The 13,889-nt window shown below is 70.8% G+C and carries 13 protein-coding genes; 6 read left to right on the top strand and 7 right to left on the bottom strand.

The genetic code is table 11. The features are described from left to right. Positions 1-32: 32 nt before the first annotated feature. Positions 33-2,765: a phosphoenolpyruvate carboxylase gene (gene ppc / locus ACZ62B_RS20235; protein WP_468887598.1), complete on the bottom strand. Its 2,733-nt coding sequence runs from the start codon at positions 2,763-2,765 to the stop codon at positions 33-35. A gap of 292 nt (positions 2,766-3,057) precedes the next feature. On the opposite strand from ppc, the gene ACZ62B_RS20230 reads away from it, so the two are divergent. Beyond that, on the top strand, positions 3,058-4,071 hold the full coding sequence (locus tag ACZ62B_RS20230) for an acyl-CoA desaturase (protein ID WP_344555058.1): 1,014 nt from the start codon (positions 3,058-3,060) through the stop codon (positions 4,069-4,071). Then, positions 4,068-4,745, top strand: a complete 678-nt coding sequence (locus ACZ62B_RS20225) for a TetR/AcrR family transcriptional regulator (protein WP_344555059.1) — start codon at positions 4,068-4,070, stop codon at positions 4,743-4,745. Before ACZ62B_RS20230 ends, ACZ62B_RS20225 begins: the two co-directional genes overlap by 4 nt. Here ACZ62B_RS20225 and ACZ62B_RS20220 read toward each other — a convergent pair. Together ACZ62B_RS20220 and ACZ62B_RS20215 are read right to left on the bottom strand one after the other, a co-directional pair. Continuing rightward, a complete protein-coding gene (locus ACZ62B_RS20220) occupies positions 4,742-5,101 on the bottom strand; it encodes a VOC family protein (protein WP_344555061.1) in 360 nt (119 codons plus the stop codon). The genes ACZ62B_RS20225 and ACZ62B_RS20220 overlap by 4 nt on opposite strands. Beyond that, the gene (locus tag ACZ62B_RS20215) at positions 5,101-5,904 is read right to left on the bottom strand and encodes a trans-aconitate 2-methyltransferase (protein ID WP_344555063.1); all 804 of its coding nucleotides are present in this window, start codon (positions 5,902-5,904) and stop codon (positions 5,101-5,103) included. Before ACZ62B_RS20215 ends, ACZ62B_RS20220 begins: the two co-directional genes overlap by 1 nt. A gap of 114 nt (positions 5,905-6,018) precedes the next feature. Between ACZ62B_RS20215 and tamR the strand changes: the two genes are divergently transcribed. Further along, the gene (gene tamR, locus ACZ62B_RS20210) at positions 6,019-6,516 is read left to right on the top strand and encodes a MarR family transcriptional regulator TamR (RefSeq protein WP_344555065.1); all 498 of its coding nucleotides are present in this window, start codon (positions 6,019-6,021) and stop codon (positions 6,514-6,516) included. Here the strand turns inward: tamR and ACZ62B_RS20205 are convergent. After that, complete coding sequence (locus ACZ62B_RS20205; protein ID WP_468719153.1) at positions 6,475-7,242, bottom strand: LuxR C-terminal-related transcriptional regulator; 768 nt, start codon at positions 7,240-7,242, stop codon at positions 6,475-6,477. The genes tamR and ACZ62B_RS20205 overlap by 42 nt on opposite strands. Before the next feature lie 302 nt (positions 7,243-7,544). On the opposite strand from ACZ62B_RS20205, the gene ACZ62B_RS20200 reads away from it, so the two are divergent. Then, positions 7,545-7,985 (top strand): GNAT family N-acetyltransferase, encoded by a 441-nt coding sequence (locus ACZ62B_RS20200; protein ID WP_344555069.1) that lies wholly within the window; start codon positions 7,545-7,547, stop codon positions 7,983-7,985. A 17-nt stretch (positions 7,986-8,002) separates the two neighbouring features. On the opposite strand, the gene galK is transcribed toward ACZ62B_RS20200, so the two are convergent. The 3 genes from galK to galT are packed head-to-tail and all read right to left on the bottom strand — an operon-like array spanning position 8,003 to position 11,242. Further along, positions 8,003-9,175 (bottom strand): galactokinase, encoded by a 1,173-nt coding sequence (gene galK, locus ACZ62B_RS20195; RefSeq protein WP_344555071.1) that lies wholly within the window; start codon positions 9,173-9,175, stop codon positions 8,003-8,005. 37 nt (positions 9,176-9,212) lie between these two features. Continuing rightward, a complete protein-coding gene (gene galE, locus ACZ62B_RS20190; RefSeq protein ID WP_469691501.1) occupies positions 9,213-10,184 on the bottom strand; it encodes a UDP-glucose 4-epimerase GalE in 972 nt (323 codons plus the stop codon). Beyond that, entirely contained in the window at positions 10,181-11,242 is a 1,062-nt protein-coding gene (gene galT / locus ACZ62B_RS20185; protein WP_468881295.1) for a galactose-1-phosphate uridylyltransferase, read from the bottom strand. Before galT ends, galE begins: the two co-directional genes overlap by 4 nt. A gap of 176 nt (positions 11,243-11,418) precedes the next feature. Between galT and ACZ62B_RS20180 the strand changes: the two genes are divergently transcribed. Further along, positions 11,419-13,098 carry a sodium:solute symporter family protein gene (locus ACZ62B_RS20180; RefSeq protein WP_468719156.1) on the top strand — a complete coding sequence of 560 codons (1,680 nt, stop codon included), beginning with the start codon at positions 11,419-11,421 and terminating at the stop codon, positions 13,096-13,098. A gap of 21 nt (positions 13,099-13,119) precedes the next feature. Beyond that, the gene (locus tag ACZ62B_RS20175; RefSeq protein WP_344555077.1) at positions 13,120-13,431 is read left to right on the top strand and encodes a hypothetical protein; all 312 of its coding nucleotides are present in this window, start codon (positions 13,120-13,122) and stop codon (positions 13,429-13,431) included. Positions 13,432-13,889 lie beyond the last annotated feature (458 nt).

The raw sequence follows: 13,889 nt of genomic DNA, 5'->3' as shown, positions 1-13,889 counted from the left end.
CGAGGCCGGGGGCACCCCTTCCTTCCGGCGGGTCAGCCGGTGTTGCGCAGGCCGGCCGCGACACCGTTGACGGTGAGCAGCAGGGCGCGGGAGAGCAGCGGGTCGGGCTCCTCGTCGGCGCCGACGGCGTCGCGCTGGCGCTTGAGGAGGGCCACCTGGAGGTAGGAGATCGGGTCCAGGTAGGCGTCGCGGATGGTGAAGGTCTGCTTGAGGACGGGGTCGGCGTCGAGGAGTTCCTGTTCGCCGGTGACGCGCAGGACCTCGGCGACGGTGAGCTCGTGTTCGGCCTTGATGGTGTCGAAGACGTGCTTGAGCTCGTCGGGGACGAGGGTGTCGACGTAGTGCTGGGCGATGCGCAGGTCGGTCTTGGCGAGGGTCATCTCGACGTTGGAGATGAAGTTGCGGAAGAAGTGCCACTGCTGGTGCATCTCGTCCAGGACGGTGTCGAGGCCGGCCTCGCGCAGGGCCTTGAGGCCGGAGCCGACGCCGTACCAGCCGGGGACGATCTGCCGGGACTGGGTCCAGCCGAACACCCAGGGGATGGCGCGCAGTCCGTCGAGGGAGACGCCCGAGCCGGGGCGGCGGGAGGGCCGCGAGCCCAGGTGCAGGTCGGCGAGCTGGTCGACGGGTGTGGAGGCCAGGAAGTACGTCGGCAGGTCGGGGTCCTCGACGAGCCTCCGGTAGGCCGTGTGGGCGGCGTCGGAGACGACGTCCATGGCGGCGTCCCAGCGGGCGAGGGCCTCGACGGACTGGCGGGGCGCGGTGTGCAGGGCGGACGCCTGGAGGGTGGCGGCGACGGACAGTTCGAGGTTCTCGCGGGCGAGGGCGGGGATGAGGTACTTGTCGGAGATGACCTCGCCCTGTTCGGTGACCTTGATCTCGCCTTCCAGGGTGCCCCAGGGCTGGGCGAGGATGGCGTCGTGGGTGGGGCCGCCGCCGCGGCCGACGGTGCCGCCGCGGCCGTGGAAGAGGCGCAGGCGTACGCCGTAGCGGTGGGCGACGTCGCGCAGGCGCCGCTGGGCGCGGTGGATCTCCCACTGGCTGGTGGTGATGCCGCCGAACTTGGAGGAGTCGGAGTAGCCGAGCATGACCTCCTGGACGTCGCCCCTGAGGGCGACGAGGCGCCGGTAGGAGGGGTCGGCGAGCATGTCCTCGAGGATGGTGTCGGCGGCCTTGAGTTCGTCGGTGGTCTCGAGGAGCGGGACGATGCCGATCTTCGCCCAGCCGGCGTGCAGGTCGACGAGTCCGGCCTCGCGGGCGAGGACGGCGGCGGCGAAGACGTCGTCGGCGCCCTGGCACATGGAGATGATGTACGACTCGACGACCTCGGGTCCGAAGACATCCAGGGCCCGCTTGACGGTCTGGAACACGCCGAGGGTCTTCTCGCCGGCGGCGTCGACGGGTGCCGGGGTGGGGGCGAGCGGCCTTCTGCTGCGCAGTTCCTTGGCGAGGAGCTTGGACCGGTACTCGCGGGGCATGTCGGCGTAGCGCCAGGACTCCTCGCCGAGCCGGTCGAAGAGCTGGCCGAGGGCGTGGTGGTGGGCGTCGGCGTGTTCGCGTACGTCCATGGTGGCGAGCTGGAGGCCGAAGGCGGCCAGGGTGCGGATCGTACGGGCGAGGCGGCCGTCGGCGAAGAGGCCGCCGCGGTGTTCGCGCAGGGAGGCCTGGATGATGCGCAGGTCGGAGAGGAGTTCGCCGGTGCCGAGGTAGTCGCGGCCGGTCTCGTGGGGGGTGCCCTTGGCGAGGCGGAGCTTGGTGTTCTCCAGCTTCTGCCGGATGCAGGTGGCCTTGAGCCGGTAGGGCTCCTCGGCGTTGAGCCGCTTGTAGCGGGGGCTGATCTCGGGGAGGGCGTCGAGGTCGGCCTGGAGGGAGGCGAGCAGTTCCTCCGTGGCGCCCGTGTAGCGGATGGAGTTGGAGAGGAGGCCGCGCAGTTCGTCGATCATCTCCAGGGCGTCGTTGATGCCGTGTTCGTGCTGGAGGATGAGGACGTCCCAGGTGACCTGGGGGGTGACGTTGGGGTTGCCGTCGCGGTCGCCGCCGATCCAGGTGCCGAAGGTGAGGGGGCGGGTGTCGTCGGGGAGGTGGACGCCGACGCGCTCCAGTTCGGCGGTGAGGTCCTCCAGGACGTCGCCGACGGCGCCGGCGTGCAGTTCGTCGAGGTAGTAGATGGCGTTGCGGGCCTCGTCGGCGGGTTCGGGGCGGACCACGCGCAGTTCGTCGGTCTGCCAGACGAGGTCGATGTTCTCGGCGAGCCGGGTGTCCAGGCGGCGCCGGTCGGAGGCGATGACCGGGGTGTCGAGGAGGGCGGCGATCCGGCGGAGCTTGTTGAGGACCGAGCGGCGGGCGGCCTCGGTGGGGTGGGCGGTGAAGACGGGCCGGATGTTGAGGTTGCGGACCGTTTCGCGCAGGTGCTCGGGGTCGGCGTCCTTGAGGCGGTCGGCGGTGCGGGAGAGCAGTCCGCCCTCGGCGGCGCGGCGGGCGCGCAGTTCGCGGCCGCGGTGCACCTGCTCGGTGACGTTGGCGAGGTGGAAGTAGGTGGAGAAGGCGCGGACCAGCTTGGCCGCGGTCTGCAGTTCGGTGCCCCGCAGCAGCTCGGCGGCGGCCTCGCCGTCCTCACGGGTGAGTCGGCGCACCTTCTCGACGAGGTCGAGCAGCTCCGGGCCCTCCTGCCGCACCAGGGTCTCGCCCAGGAGATCGCCCAGTCGGCGGATGTCGGCACGCAGCTCGCTGCTCGTCGTGGTGGTCTGGTCGTCGGCACTGCTCACAGGTGCGGCTCCTTGCAGTGTTGAAGCTCGTCTGGGAGGGAACCCGGGCGAACGTCTCGCGCGGCGTGCGCCGCTTGCGGGCCGGACGTCCGGGAAGAAATCAGAGCGGACCGCGCTGTCCGACCGACTTCAAGGATAGGTGTCGACCCGGACGCGCAGGCCGACGGGCTCTTGCCGACGGGCTACGCACTGCCATACTTACGTTGCCGTAGGTTACGGAAGCGTAGGAATGCAGTGCGTTTCCGGCGGCCCGGCACCCACCCTCAGTCCACATACCCCACAGGGGACACGCATGACCTCAGGCTCCGACGTGCTGCACGAAGCTCCGAAACAACCCGATTCCGGCGGCGCCGCGCCCTCCGCCACGCTGGGCGGTGAGCGCAAGCGCTCCATCGAGCAGATCACGCTGCTGCTCTTCATCACCGTCCCCTTCCTGGCGCTGGTGGCGGCGGTGCCGTTGGCGTGGGGGTGGGGGGTGAGCTGGCTGGACCTCGGTCTGCTGGTCTTCTTCTACTACCTCGGCTGCCACGGCATCACCATCGGCTTCCACCGTCACTTCACGCACGGTTCGTTCAAGGCGAAGCGGCCGTTGAGGATCGCGCTGGCGATCGCCGGGTCGATGGCGGTGGAGGGCCCGCTGGTGCGGTGGGTGGCCGACCACCGCAAGCACCACAAGTTCTCCGACGCCGAGGGCGACCCGCATTCGCCGTGGCGGTACGGGGAGACGGTCCCGGCGCTGATGAAGGGCCTGTGGTGGGCGCACATCGGCTGGATGTTCGACGAGGAGCAGACGCCGCAGGACAAGTACGCGCCGGACCTGATCAAGGACAGGACCCTGCGGGCGATCTCCCGGCAGTTCGTCTTCTGGACGGCGCTGTCGCTGGCGCTGCCCGCGCTGATCGGCGGTCTGGTCACCATGTCCTGGTGGGGCGCGTTCACCGGTTTCTTCTGGGGGTCGCTCGTCCGGGTGGCGCTGCTGCACCATGTGACGTGGTCGATCAACTCGATCTGCCACGCGGTCGGCAAGCGTCCGTTCAAGTCGCGGGACCGTTCGGGCAACGTGTGGTGGCTGGCGGTCCTGTCCTGCGGTGAGTCCTGGCACAACCTGCACCACGCCGACCCGACGTCCGCGCGGCACGGTGTGGAGCGCGGGCAGCTCGATTCCTCCGCCCGTCTGATCCGCTGGTTCGAGCAGCTCGGCTGGGCCCATGACGTGCGGTGGCCGTCACGCTCGCGTATCGATTCGCGCCGCAACACCTCGGAAGGCGGCGCCCGGCGCGGGAAGGAACCCGTCGAGGCGGCATGATGGTCGGCGTGGCGACCGACTCCAGCAGCACCCCGAGCAACGAGAAACCGCGGCGCACCCGCCGTACCCGGATGACCGGTGCGGAGCGCCGCCAGCAGCTGCTGGAGATCGGCCGCACCCTGTTCGCGGCGAAGGGCTTCGAGGCCACGTCGGTGGAGGAGATCGCGGCGAAGGCCGGGGTCTCCAAGCCGGTGGTGTACGAGCACTTCGGCGGCAAGGAGGGCCTGTACGCGGTGGTGGTGGACCGCGAGATGCGGCGGCTGCTGGACATGGTGACCGGCTCGCTGACGGCCGGCCACCCCCGCGAGCTGTGCGAGCAGGCGGCGTTCGCGCTCCTGGACTACATCGAGGAGTACACGGACGGCTTCCGCATCCTGGTCCGCGACTCCCCCATCCCCCAGTCGACGGGCTCCTTCGCCTCGTTGATCTCGGACATCGCCACCCAGGTGGAGGACATCCTGGGCCGCGAGTTCAAGAGCCGCGGCTTCGATCCCAAGCTGGCCCCGCTGTACGCGCAGGCCCTGGTCGGGATGGTGGCGCTGACGGGCCAGTGGTGGCTGGACGTCCGCAAGCCGAAGAAGGCGGAGGTGGCGGCCCACCTGGTCAACCTGGCGTGGCACGGCCTGGACGGCCTGGAGCCGAAGCCCCGGCTGATAGGCCACCGCAAGTCCTAGCGGGGCTCCAGGAACTCCAGGCGGTTGCCCACCGGGTCCTCGGAGTAGAAGCGTCGGTGGCCCGGCAGGTCGTCGTCCCAGGTGACCGGGGCGCCGTGGGCGGCCAGTCGGGCGGCGTACGCGTCGATGCCGGTCACCCTCAGGCCGGGGTGGGCCTTCCTCGCGGGCCGGAAGCCGTCCTCGACGCCCAGGTGGAGGCGTACGTCTCCGGCCTCGAACCAGCAGCCGCCGCGCGCGGCCAGGGCCGGTGGCTTCGGCGTCTCGGTCATGCCGAGGACATCGGCGTAGTACGCGCGCAGCCGCTCCTCGGAGCCGGGCGGGGCGGCGAGCTGCACATGGTCGACGGCGGTGAGCATCACGCCTCCTTGACGGCGACCGCGAAGACGCGGCGGAACGGGAACGGGGTGCCGTGCGGGCCGGCCGGGTAGGCGGTCCGCAGGGCGGTGCGGTACTCGGCGACGAAGGCTTCCCGCGCCTCGGGCTCGTCCGCCAGAGCCGTCAGGACGGGTCGCAGGCCCGTGCCCTTGACCCAGTCGAGGACGGGGTCCTCCCCCTGCAGCAGATGCGCGTACGTCGTCTCCCAGGCGTCGGTCGTGCAGCCGAGGGCGGTCAGGCGCTCCAGGTAGGCCTCGGGCCGGAGTACGGCGTCGTCGTGGCGCAGGACGCCGGCCAGACGGCCCCGCCAGCGCGGGGAGGCGGCGATGTCGCGCAGCAGGGTGTGGCTGGGGGCGTCGAAGTTGCCGGGCACCTGGAAGGCGAGGGTGCCGCCGGGGGCGAGCCCTTCGATCCAGTCGCGGAACCGTTCCGCGTGCCCGGGAACCCATTGCAGCGTGGCGTTGCTGACGATCAGGTCGTACGGCCCGTCCGGCACCCAGGTACGGACGTCGGCGTGGGCGAAGTCGAGCCCGTCGCCCTCGTGGTCGGCGCGGGCCCTGTCGAGCATCTCGGGCGAGTTGTCGTAGCCGGTGATGCGGGCGGCGGGCCAGCGGTCGGCGAGGAGCGCCGTGACGTTTCCGGCGCCGCAGCCGAGGTCGGCGATGCGGGGCGGTTCCCCCGGAGGCTCCGGGACGCGGGCGAGCAGGTCGGTGAAGGGCCGGGTGCGGTGACCGGCGTGACGCAGGTACTGGGCGGGGTCCCAGACAGGGGTCGCTGCGGACATGGCGCCTCCCGATGGCTGGTGGACGGGTACCCAGCGTCACCCGCCACTCGTCTCGACGTCAAGAGACTCGACATCAAGAGACTTCACATCGACACAACCACTACACTGATCGTCATGGAGGACGAGGTCGATCGGCTGGTCGCAGCGTGGCGCCGGGAGCGCCCGGACCTCGACGTGGAACCGCTCGAGGTGCTCAGCCGGGTGAGCAGACTGGCCCGGCACCTGGACCGGGCACGCCGGCTCGCCTTCGCCGAGCACGGTCTGGAGTCCTGGGAGTTCGACGTCCTGACCGCGCTGCGCCGCGCGGGCACCCCGTACCAGCTCTCGCCGGGCCAGCTCCTCACGCAGACGCTGGTCACGTCGGGCACGATGACCAACCGCATCGACCGCCTCACCAAGAAGGGCCTGGTGGAGCGGCTGCCCGACCCCAGTGACCGGCGCGGTGTCCTGGTCCGGCTCACGGACGAGGGCCGCGACCGCGCCGACCAGGCACTGGCCGGGCTGCTGGCGCAGGAGCGGGCGATCCTCGGGGAGCTCACCCGCGCCCAGCGCAGCGAACTGGCCGGGCTGCTACGCCAGTTGACCGCCCCGTTCGACAACATCCCCGGTTAGGTCGACGGGTCCGACACCCGCCCGCCGGGCGAGGGCCACCGCGGCGAGGGTGGAGTGCACGCCCAGCTTCCCGAGGACGTTCTGCATATGGGTCCGCACGGTGTGCGGGGACAGGAACAGGCGCTCGGCGACCGCCTTGCGCCCCAGCCCCGCGACCATGCACCGCAGCACCTCCCGCTCGCGCGGGGTCAGGGACTCCACGAGCCGTTCGCTCTCGGTGCGGTGCCGCCGGGCGGCGGTCAGCTCCCGCAGTACGCCGGTCAGCAGCGCGGGCGGCAGATGCGTCTCGTCGCGCAGCACCCCCCGGATGACGGTGAGCAGCCGGTTCAGCGAGCAGTCCTTGGCCACCCACCCGGAGGCTCCGGCCTGGAGGGCGAGCGCGGCCCGGGCCGGGTCGTCCTTCTCGGCGAGGACCACGATCCGTACCTGCGGCTGCGCCGTACGCACCCCGGTGACCAGCGCTATCCCGTCGACGAGCCCGTCCTCGTCACCGGCCTGCACGGGCACGGCGGGCCGGCCGCCCGGCACCTTGCCGCCCAGGTCGGCGTCGACGAGCAGCACGTCGAACCGCCGTCCCTCGGCGGCCGCCCGCTCCAGACAGCGCAGCGCGGCCGGGCCGCTGCCCGCCGCGGACACGTCGACGTCCGGCTCCGCGGCCAGGGCCGCGGCCAGTGACTCGGCGAAGATGCGATGGTCGTCGACGACCAGGACTCGAATGCGAACCACGAAACCCCCTTCCCCTCGCCCTTCCCAGAGCAGGGGACTACCCCATCGTCGGAGGACGACACCGGCGCGGGTACGACGCCGAGGCCCTGTCACCTCAACTCACCGGACGCGGGACGGGCCGTCGCAGCCGCACGGCCGCCGCCGTGCGACAACCGCCACCCCACCCCGGACGCCGTACCCGACCGTCTCGCCCCCTGAACGGCGCCGGCCCCCACCGGCGCTGTTCATCAGGGTACGGGCGAGGGCCGGGAGCGGAAGGTTATTTGCAGAACTGGCGGCCTTACGCGTTTATGGTGAGCCGCATGTTTCGTCTTGAGACAGAAGTCGACAAGGCCCGACGTGATCTGCTCCACCGGCGGCTGAAGGACACGAACACCGCGGCCTCCCCGGTCCTGCGCGCCCTGCGCGGAACCCCGGGCGAACGTGAAACGCCTTTGCACGTGTGGGCATTGGACGCGAGCGGTGATCTCGCGGGCGGCCTGGTCGGCCACACCTGGACCACCTGGCTGCACGTGACCTATCTCTGGGTCGACGCCCGCCACCGGAAAGCGGGCCTGGGCTCCCGCCTGCTGACGGAGGCGGAACACCTCGCCGCCCGACGCGCCTGCACGGCCTCCCGCGTGGAGACCTGGGACTTCCAGGCCCCGGCCTTCTACCGGAAGCACGGCTACGAGGTGGTGTGCGTGATCCCCGACTACCCGCCGGGGATCACGGAGTACACCCTGACCAAGCGGCTGGGCTGAGACCGCCGGGCCGGGACTCAGCGCACCCGCCGCGCCCCCGCCGCCGGGACCGCCTCGAAGACGCGGGGGGCCGTGAAGCCGGCCGCCGCGAAGGCCTCCTCCACCGCCTTGGTGATCGTCGGGACGTCGGCCTCCTCCGCCAGGACGATGGCCGAGCCGCCGAAGCCGCCGCCGGTCATGCGGGCGCCGAGGGCGCCGGAGGTGACGGCGGTCTCCACCACCAGGTCGAGTTCGGGGCAGGAGACGCGGAAGTCGTCGCGCAGGGAGGCGTGACCCTCGACCAGGACGGGGCCGATGGCCCGGGTCTCGCCCGACTCCAGCAGGGAGACGACCCGTTCGACCCGCTCGTCCTCCGTCACCACGTGGCGGACCAGCCGGCGGACCTCCTCCTCGTCGCCGAGCCGCTCCAGCGCCGCGTCCAGTTCTCCGTACGGAACGTCCCGCAGCGCGTCGACGCCCAGCAGGGCCGCGCCCTTCTCGCAGCCGGCGCGGCGCTTGCCGTACTCGCCCTCGCTGTGGCTGTGCTTGACCTGGGTGTCGACGACGAGCAGGCGCATGCCCTCGGCGGCCAGGTCGAAGGGGATCTGGCGCTGGGAGAGGTCGCGGGTGTCGAGGAACAGGGCGTGGCCGGTCTCGCAGCAGGCGGAGGCCGTCTGGTCCATGATGCCGACGGGGGCGCCGACGTAGACGTTCTCGGCGCGCTGGCACAGCCGTGCCAGCTGCCAGCCGCGCAGGCCGAGGCCGAACAGGTCGTTCAGCGCGAGCGCGACCACGACCTCCAGGGCCGCCGAGGACGACAGGCCCGCCCCCGCCGGGACGCTGGAGGCGAGGTGGACGTCGGCGCCGGTGACGGTGTGTCCGGCCTCGCGCAGCGCCCACACCACGCCCGCCGGGTAGGCGGTCCACCGCTTGTCGGACTCGGGGACGAGGCCGTCCACCGTCAGCTCCACCACCGGCCCGTCCACGTCGGCGGAGTGCAGCCGCAGTACGCCGTCGTCGCGCCGGGACACCGCCGCGACCGCGGTGTGCGGCAGGGCGAACGGCATGACGAAGCCGTCGTTGTAGTCGGTGTGCTCGCCGATGAGGTTGACCCGGCCCGGTGCCGCCCACACCCCGTCCGGCGCGGCCCCGTACAGCTCCTCGAACCGCTCGGCGACGGACCCCGCGACGGCCTCGCTGGACTCGCTCATGCCCTGACCCCTGACCCTTCGTGACGTTCTTCTCGGCCTACTTGGCCTGCTCGGCGCGCTGCTGCGCGAACTCCCACGCGTCCGCGACGATCCCCGCGAGGTCGGCGCGCGACGGGTTCCAGCCCAGCTTCTCGCGGGCGGTGGCGGCCGACGCCACCAGGACCGCCGGGTCGCCGCCCCGGCGGGGTGCCACGACCTCGGGGATCGGATGGCCGGTGACCTGACGGACCGTCTCGACGACCTCGCGGACGGAGAAGCCGTTGCCGTTGCCGAGGTTGCAGATCAGGTGCTCGCCGGGCGCGGCGGCCTTCAGCGCGAGCAGGTGGGCCTCGGCCAGGTCGGCGACGTGGATGTAGTCGCGTACGCAGGTGCCGTCGGGCGTCGGGTAGTCGTCGCCGTAGACGGAGATCGCGTCGCGCCGCCCCTGGGCCACCTGGAGCACGAGCGGGATGAGGTGCGACTCGGGGTCGTGCCGCTCGCCGTACCGCCCGTAGGCGCCGGCCACGTTGAAGTAGCGCAGGGAGACCGCGCCCAGCCCGTGGGCGGCCGCCTCGCCGGTGATCATGTGGTCGACGGCGAGCTTGGAGGCGCCGTACGGGTTGGTGGGGCGGGTCGGCGCGGTCTCGACGATCGGGACCTGCTCGGGCTCGCCGTACGTCGCGGCCGTGGAGGAGAACACGAGCCGGCGCACTCCCGCCTCGCGCATCGCGCCGAGCAGCGCCATGGTGCCGCCGACGTTGTTGTCCCAGTACTTCTCGGGCTTCACCACCGACTCGCCGACCTGGGAGGAGGCGGCGAAGTGCAGCACGCCGTCGAACGACGCGTCCAGCCACTTCGCGGCGTCGCGGATGTCGCCCTCGACGAACGAAGCGCCCGCGGGAACACCTTCCCGGAACCCGGTGGAGAGGTTGTCGAGGACGACGACCTCGTGGCTGGCCTCCAGCAGATGCTGGGCGACGACACCGCCGACGTAACCGGCCCCGCCCGTCACCAGGTACTTCCCGCTCATGAACTCGCTACCTCTCGCAGTCGCTCGGCCGCGCGCTCCGGCGGCACGTCGTTGATGAACACGTTCATGCCGGACTCGGAACCCGCGAGGAACTTCAGCTTGCCGGACGTACGGCGGATGGTGAAAAGCTCGAGGTGGAGCGCGAAGTCGTCACGCGTGACGCCCTCGAAGTCCTCCAACTGCCCGAACGGGGCCTGGTGCCAGGCCGCGATGTACGGCGTCGGAGGCTCACCCTCCCCGAAGATCCGGTCGAAGCGCTTCAAGAGTTCCAGATACACCTGGGGGAACTCTGTGCGCGCCGCCTCGTCCAGTGCGAGCAGGTCGGGCACCCGGCGCTTGGGGTAGAGGTGGACCTCGTAGGGCCAGTGCGCCGCGTACGGCACGAAGGCCACCCAGTGTTCACCCTCAAGGACGATCCGCTCGTCGGCCCGTTCCCGCTCCAGCACGGCGTCGAACAGGTTCTCGCCGCCCGTCGCCTCCTTGTGTGCGGCCACTTGGCGCAGCATCAGGGCGGTGCGGGGGGTGGTGAAGGGGTAGGCGTAGATCTGCCCGTGCGGGTGCTGGAGGGTGACACCGATCTCGGCCCCCCGGTTCTCGAAGCAGAAGACCTGTTCGACGGAGGGCAGATGCGACAGCTCGGAGGTCCGGTCGGTCCAGGCGTCGAGCACCAGGCGCGCCTGCCGCTCGCTCAGGCCGGCGAAGGACGAGTGGTGGTCGGAGGTGAAGCAGACGACCTCGCACCGGCCCGAGTCCCCGGCCAGCGAGGGGAAACGGTTCTCGAAGACGACCACGTCGTACGACGAGTCCGGGATCTCGCTCAGCCGGTCGCCCTCGGAGGGGCACAGCGGGCACTCGTCGGCCGGCGGGTGGTACGTACGCCCCTGGCGGTGCGAGGCGACGGCGACGGAGTCGCCCAGCAGCGGGTCGTGGCGGATCTCGGACGTGGTGACGGTGGCGTCCAGCGGACGGCGGTCGACGGCATCGCGGACGGTGTCGTCGGCCAGGTCGTAGTAGACGAGCTCGCGGCCGTCGGCCAGCCGGGTCGAGGTCTTCTTCACTGCCGTACTCCTCTGCACCCGCCAATCACTCAACACAATCGAACATAACACATCACAACCCACCAGCGAACCCCACTCATCACAACCAAACAAAGAACGCCACGGGAAGTGTTCATTCGCTGAACACGGAGGCATGGGTTCCGCACCGGATCAGTTCGCGACCGAAGCGAGTGTGTATGCAAACCCCCACATACCTAGCCGCAGAGCTTCGACTCCCCACCAACTGGCTGGACTACACGATCCTCGGGATCTACTTCGTCGTCGTGCTGGGCATCGGCCTCGCCGCCCGCCGCTCGGTCAAGACCAGCCTCGACTTCTTCCTCTCCGGCCGCTCCCTGCCCGCCTGGGTCACCGGTCTCGCCTTCATCGCGGCCAACCTCGGCGCCACCGAGATCCTCGGCATGGCGGCCAACAGCGCCCAGTACGGCGTCTACACGACCCACTGGTACTGGATCGGCGCCATCCCCGCGATGGTCTTCCTGGGCCTGGTGATGATGCCGTTCTACTACGGCAGCAAGGTCCGCTCGGTCCCCGAGTTCCTGCTGCTGCGCTTCGACAAGGCGGCCCACCTGCTCAGCGCGATCCTCTTCGCGGCGGCCGCCATCCTCATCGCCGGAGTGAACCTCTACGCCCTCGCGATCGTCGTCGAGGCCCTCCTCGGCTGGCCGCAGTGGGTGGCCATCGTCGTCGCCGGCTTCTTCGTCCTGGCCTACATCACCCTCGGCGGCCTGTCCTCGGCGATCTACAACGAGGTCCTGCAGTTCTTCGTCATCCTCGCCGCGCTCATCCCCATCACCGTGCTCGGCCTGAAGAGCGTCGGCGGCTGGGACGGGCTGTCCGACTCCCTGACCAAGTCACGCGGCGACGACTTCATGACCGCCTGGGGCGGCACCGGCATCGGCAGCGACAACCCGCTCGGCGCCAACTGGCTGACCATCGTCCTCGGCCTCGGCTTCGTCCTCTCCTTCGGCTACTGGACGACGAACTTCGCCGAGGTGCAGCGCGCCCTGTCCGCCAAGAACCTCTCGGCGGCCCAGCGCACCCCGCTCATCGCCGCGTTCCCGAAGATCTTCATCGTGTTCCTGGTGATGATCCCGGGCCTGGTCGCCGCCGTGATGGTCCCCGCGATCGGCACGGGCGACTCGGACCTGCAGTACAACGACGCGATCCCGTACCTGATGCAGCAGCTCCTGCCCAACGGCGTCCTGGGCATCGCCGTCACCGGCCTGCTGGCGGCGTTCATGGCCGGCATGGCGGCCAACGTCTCCTCCTTCAACACCGTCTTCACCACCGACATCTGGGCGAAGTACGTGGTGAAGCACCGCGAGGACGGGTACTACGTCCGCTTCGGCCGCCTGATCACCGCAATCGGCGTCCTCGCCTCCATCGGCACGGCGTTCCTGGCCAGCTCCTTCTCCAACATCATGAGCTACCTCCAGACGCTGTTCTCCTTCTTCAACGTGCCGATGTTCGTGGTCTTCATCATCGGCATGTTCTGGAAGCGGGCGTCCATGAAGTCCGGCTTCTGGGGCCTGATCGCCGGCACCACCGCCGCGATGGTCAACTACTTCGTCATCTACAAGCAGGGCATCATCGACATCCCCTCCGACCAGGGTGCCAACTTCGTCTCCGCGATCGCCGGCTTCGTCGCGGGCGCGGTGGTCATGGTCGCCGTGTCGCTCTTCACCGCGCCCAAGCCGACGGAGGAACTCCAGGGCCTGGTCTACGGCACACGCTCCCCCGGCATGGCGGAGCCGCCCGCGGAGGGCGACGACGCGTGGTACCGGAAGCCGGCGCTGCTGGGCTGGGGAGCGGTGATTCTGGCCGCCGCCTGCTACATCCCGTTCTCGTTCTGATCGCGGGAGGATGGAGAGACCATGTCCGAGCACTTTTCCGAGCGTGAGCTCCAGCAGGAGGTCTCCGAGCTGGAGACCAGGTCCGCGACGGCCGCGCGGTTGTTCGACATCCGGCGGATCATCGGTGGGCTGTTCGTCGTGTACGGCGTGATCGTCACGATCGCGGGGTTCACCGCGTCCGATGCGGACATCGACAAGGCCGAGGGGGTCAACATCAACCTCTGGACGGGGCTGGGGATGCTGATCCTGGGCCTGCTGTTCCTCCTCTGGCTGAAGCTGAGGCCGACGGCTCCGCCGCCGCCGGATGTCGTTCCGGGGGAACGGGAGGAGTAGGGGGCGCCGTACGGGGCTGTGCGGTCCGGTGTCGTGTGGGGTGCGGGCCGGGGGTCGCACGGCCCGGCGCGCTTTACGGGGTGCCCCGCGTTGCTGTGGCCCGGGGGTGTTCGCGCGGCCCGGCGCTTGCGGGGTGCCTCCCCCACTCTCGGCTTCGCTCGAGCGGGAGGTACCCCCACCGCCCACCCGTGCCGCCCTGGGGGTACCTCCCAGGCCCTTGAGGCACTGGGGGAGGCACGACTGCCCGCGGATTGCGGAGGGCGGCTGCCCGCGGATCGCGGCGCGCAGGGCACGGAATGCGGGGCGTGGGCGCGTACGGTCCGGAGCGCGTGCCACGGTGGGCGCACCGCAGTCGCCCGTGGCGGGAAGGGGACGGGGCGGGGGTGGCCGCCCGCAGCGGCTGGCGCGTCCGCACCCCGCACCCCCTCCAAGGAACCCATTTCGCGCCAGTCCGAGGA

This window comes from Streptomyces sp. NPDC053426 (assembly GCF_055585405.1).
Note: the sequence above shows the minus strand (reverse complement) of the source record. Positions and strands in the feature narration are given on the sequence as shown.

What these genes read in the sequence shown, in the direction of transcription:
- ACZ62B_RS20230 (WP_344555058.1), top strand. Translation starts at nt 3,058, where the DNA reads ATGACCTCAGGCTCCGACGTGCTGCACGAAGCTCCGAAACAACCCGAT.
- ACZ62B_RS20225 (WP_344555059.1), top strand. Translation starts at nt 4,068, where the DNA reads ATGATGGTCGGCGTGGCGACCGACTCCAGCAGCACCCCGAGCAACGAG.
- ACZ62B_RS20220 (WP_344555061.1), bottom strand. Translation starts at nt 5,101, where the DNA reads ATGCTCACCGCCGTCGACCATGTGCAGCTCGCCGCCCCGCCCGGCTCC.
- ACZ62B_RS20215 (WP_344555063.1), bottom strand. Translation starts at nt 5,904, where the DNA reads ATGTCCGCAGCGACCCCTGTCTGGGACCCCGCCCAGTACCTGCGTCAC.
- tamR (WP_344555065.1), top strand. Translation starts at nt 6,019, where the DNA reads ATGGAGGACGAGGTCGATCGGCTGGTCGCAGCGTGGCGCCGGGAGCGC.
- ACZ62B_RS20200 (WP_344555069.1), top strand. Translation starts at nt 7,545, where the DNA reads ATGTTTCGTCTTGAGACAGAAGTCGACAAGGCCCGACGTGATCTGCTC.
- galK (WP_344555071.1), bottom strand. Translation starts at nt 9,175, where the DNA reads ATGAGCGAGTCCAGCGAGGCCGTCGCGGGGTCCGTCGCCGAGCGGTTC.
- galE (WP_469691501.1), bottom strand. Translation starts at nt 10,184, where the DNA reads ATGAGCGGGAAGTACCTGGTGACGGGCGGGGCCGGTTACGTCGGCGGT.
- ACZ62B_RS20180 (WP_468719156.1), top strand. Translation starts at nt 11,419, where the DNA reads ATGCAAACCCCCACATACCTAGCCGCAGAGCTTCGACTCCCCACCAAC.
- ACZ62B_RS20175 (WP_344555077.1), top strand. Translation starts at nt 13,120, where the DNA reads ATGTCCGAGCACTTTTCCGAGCGTGAGCTCCAGCAGGAGGTCTCCGAG.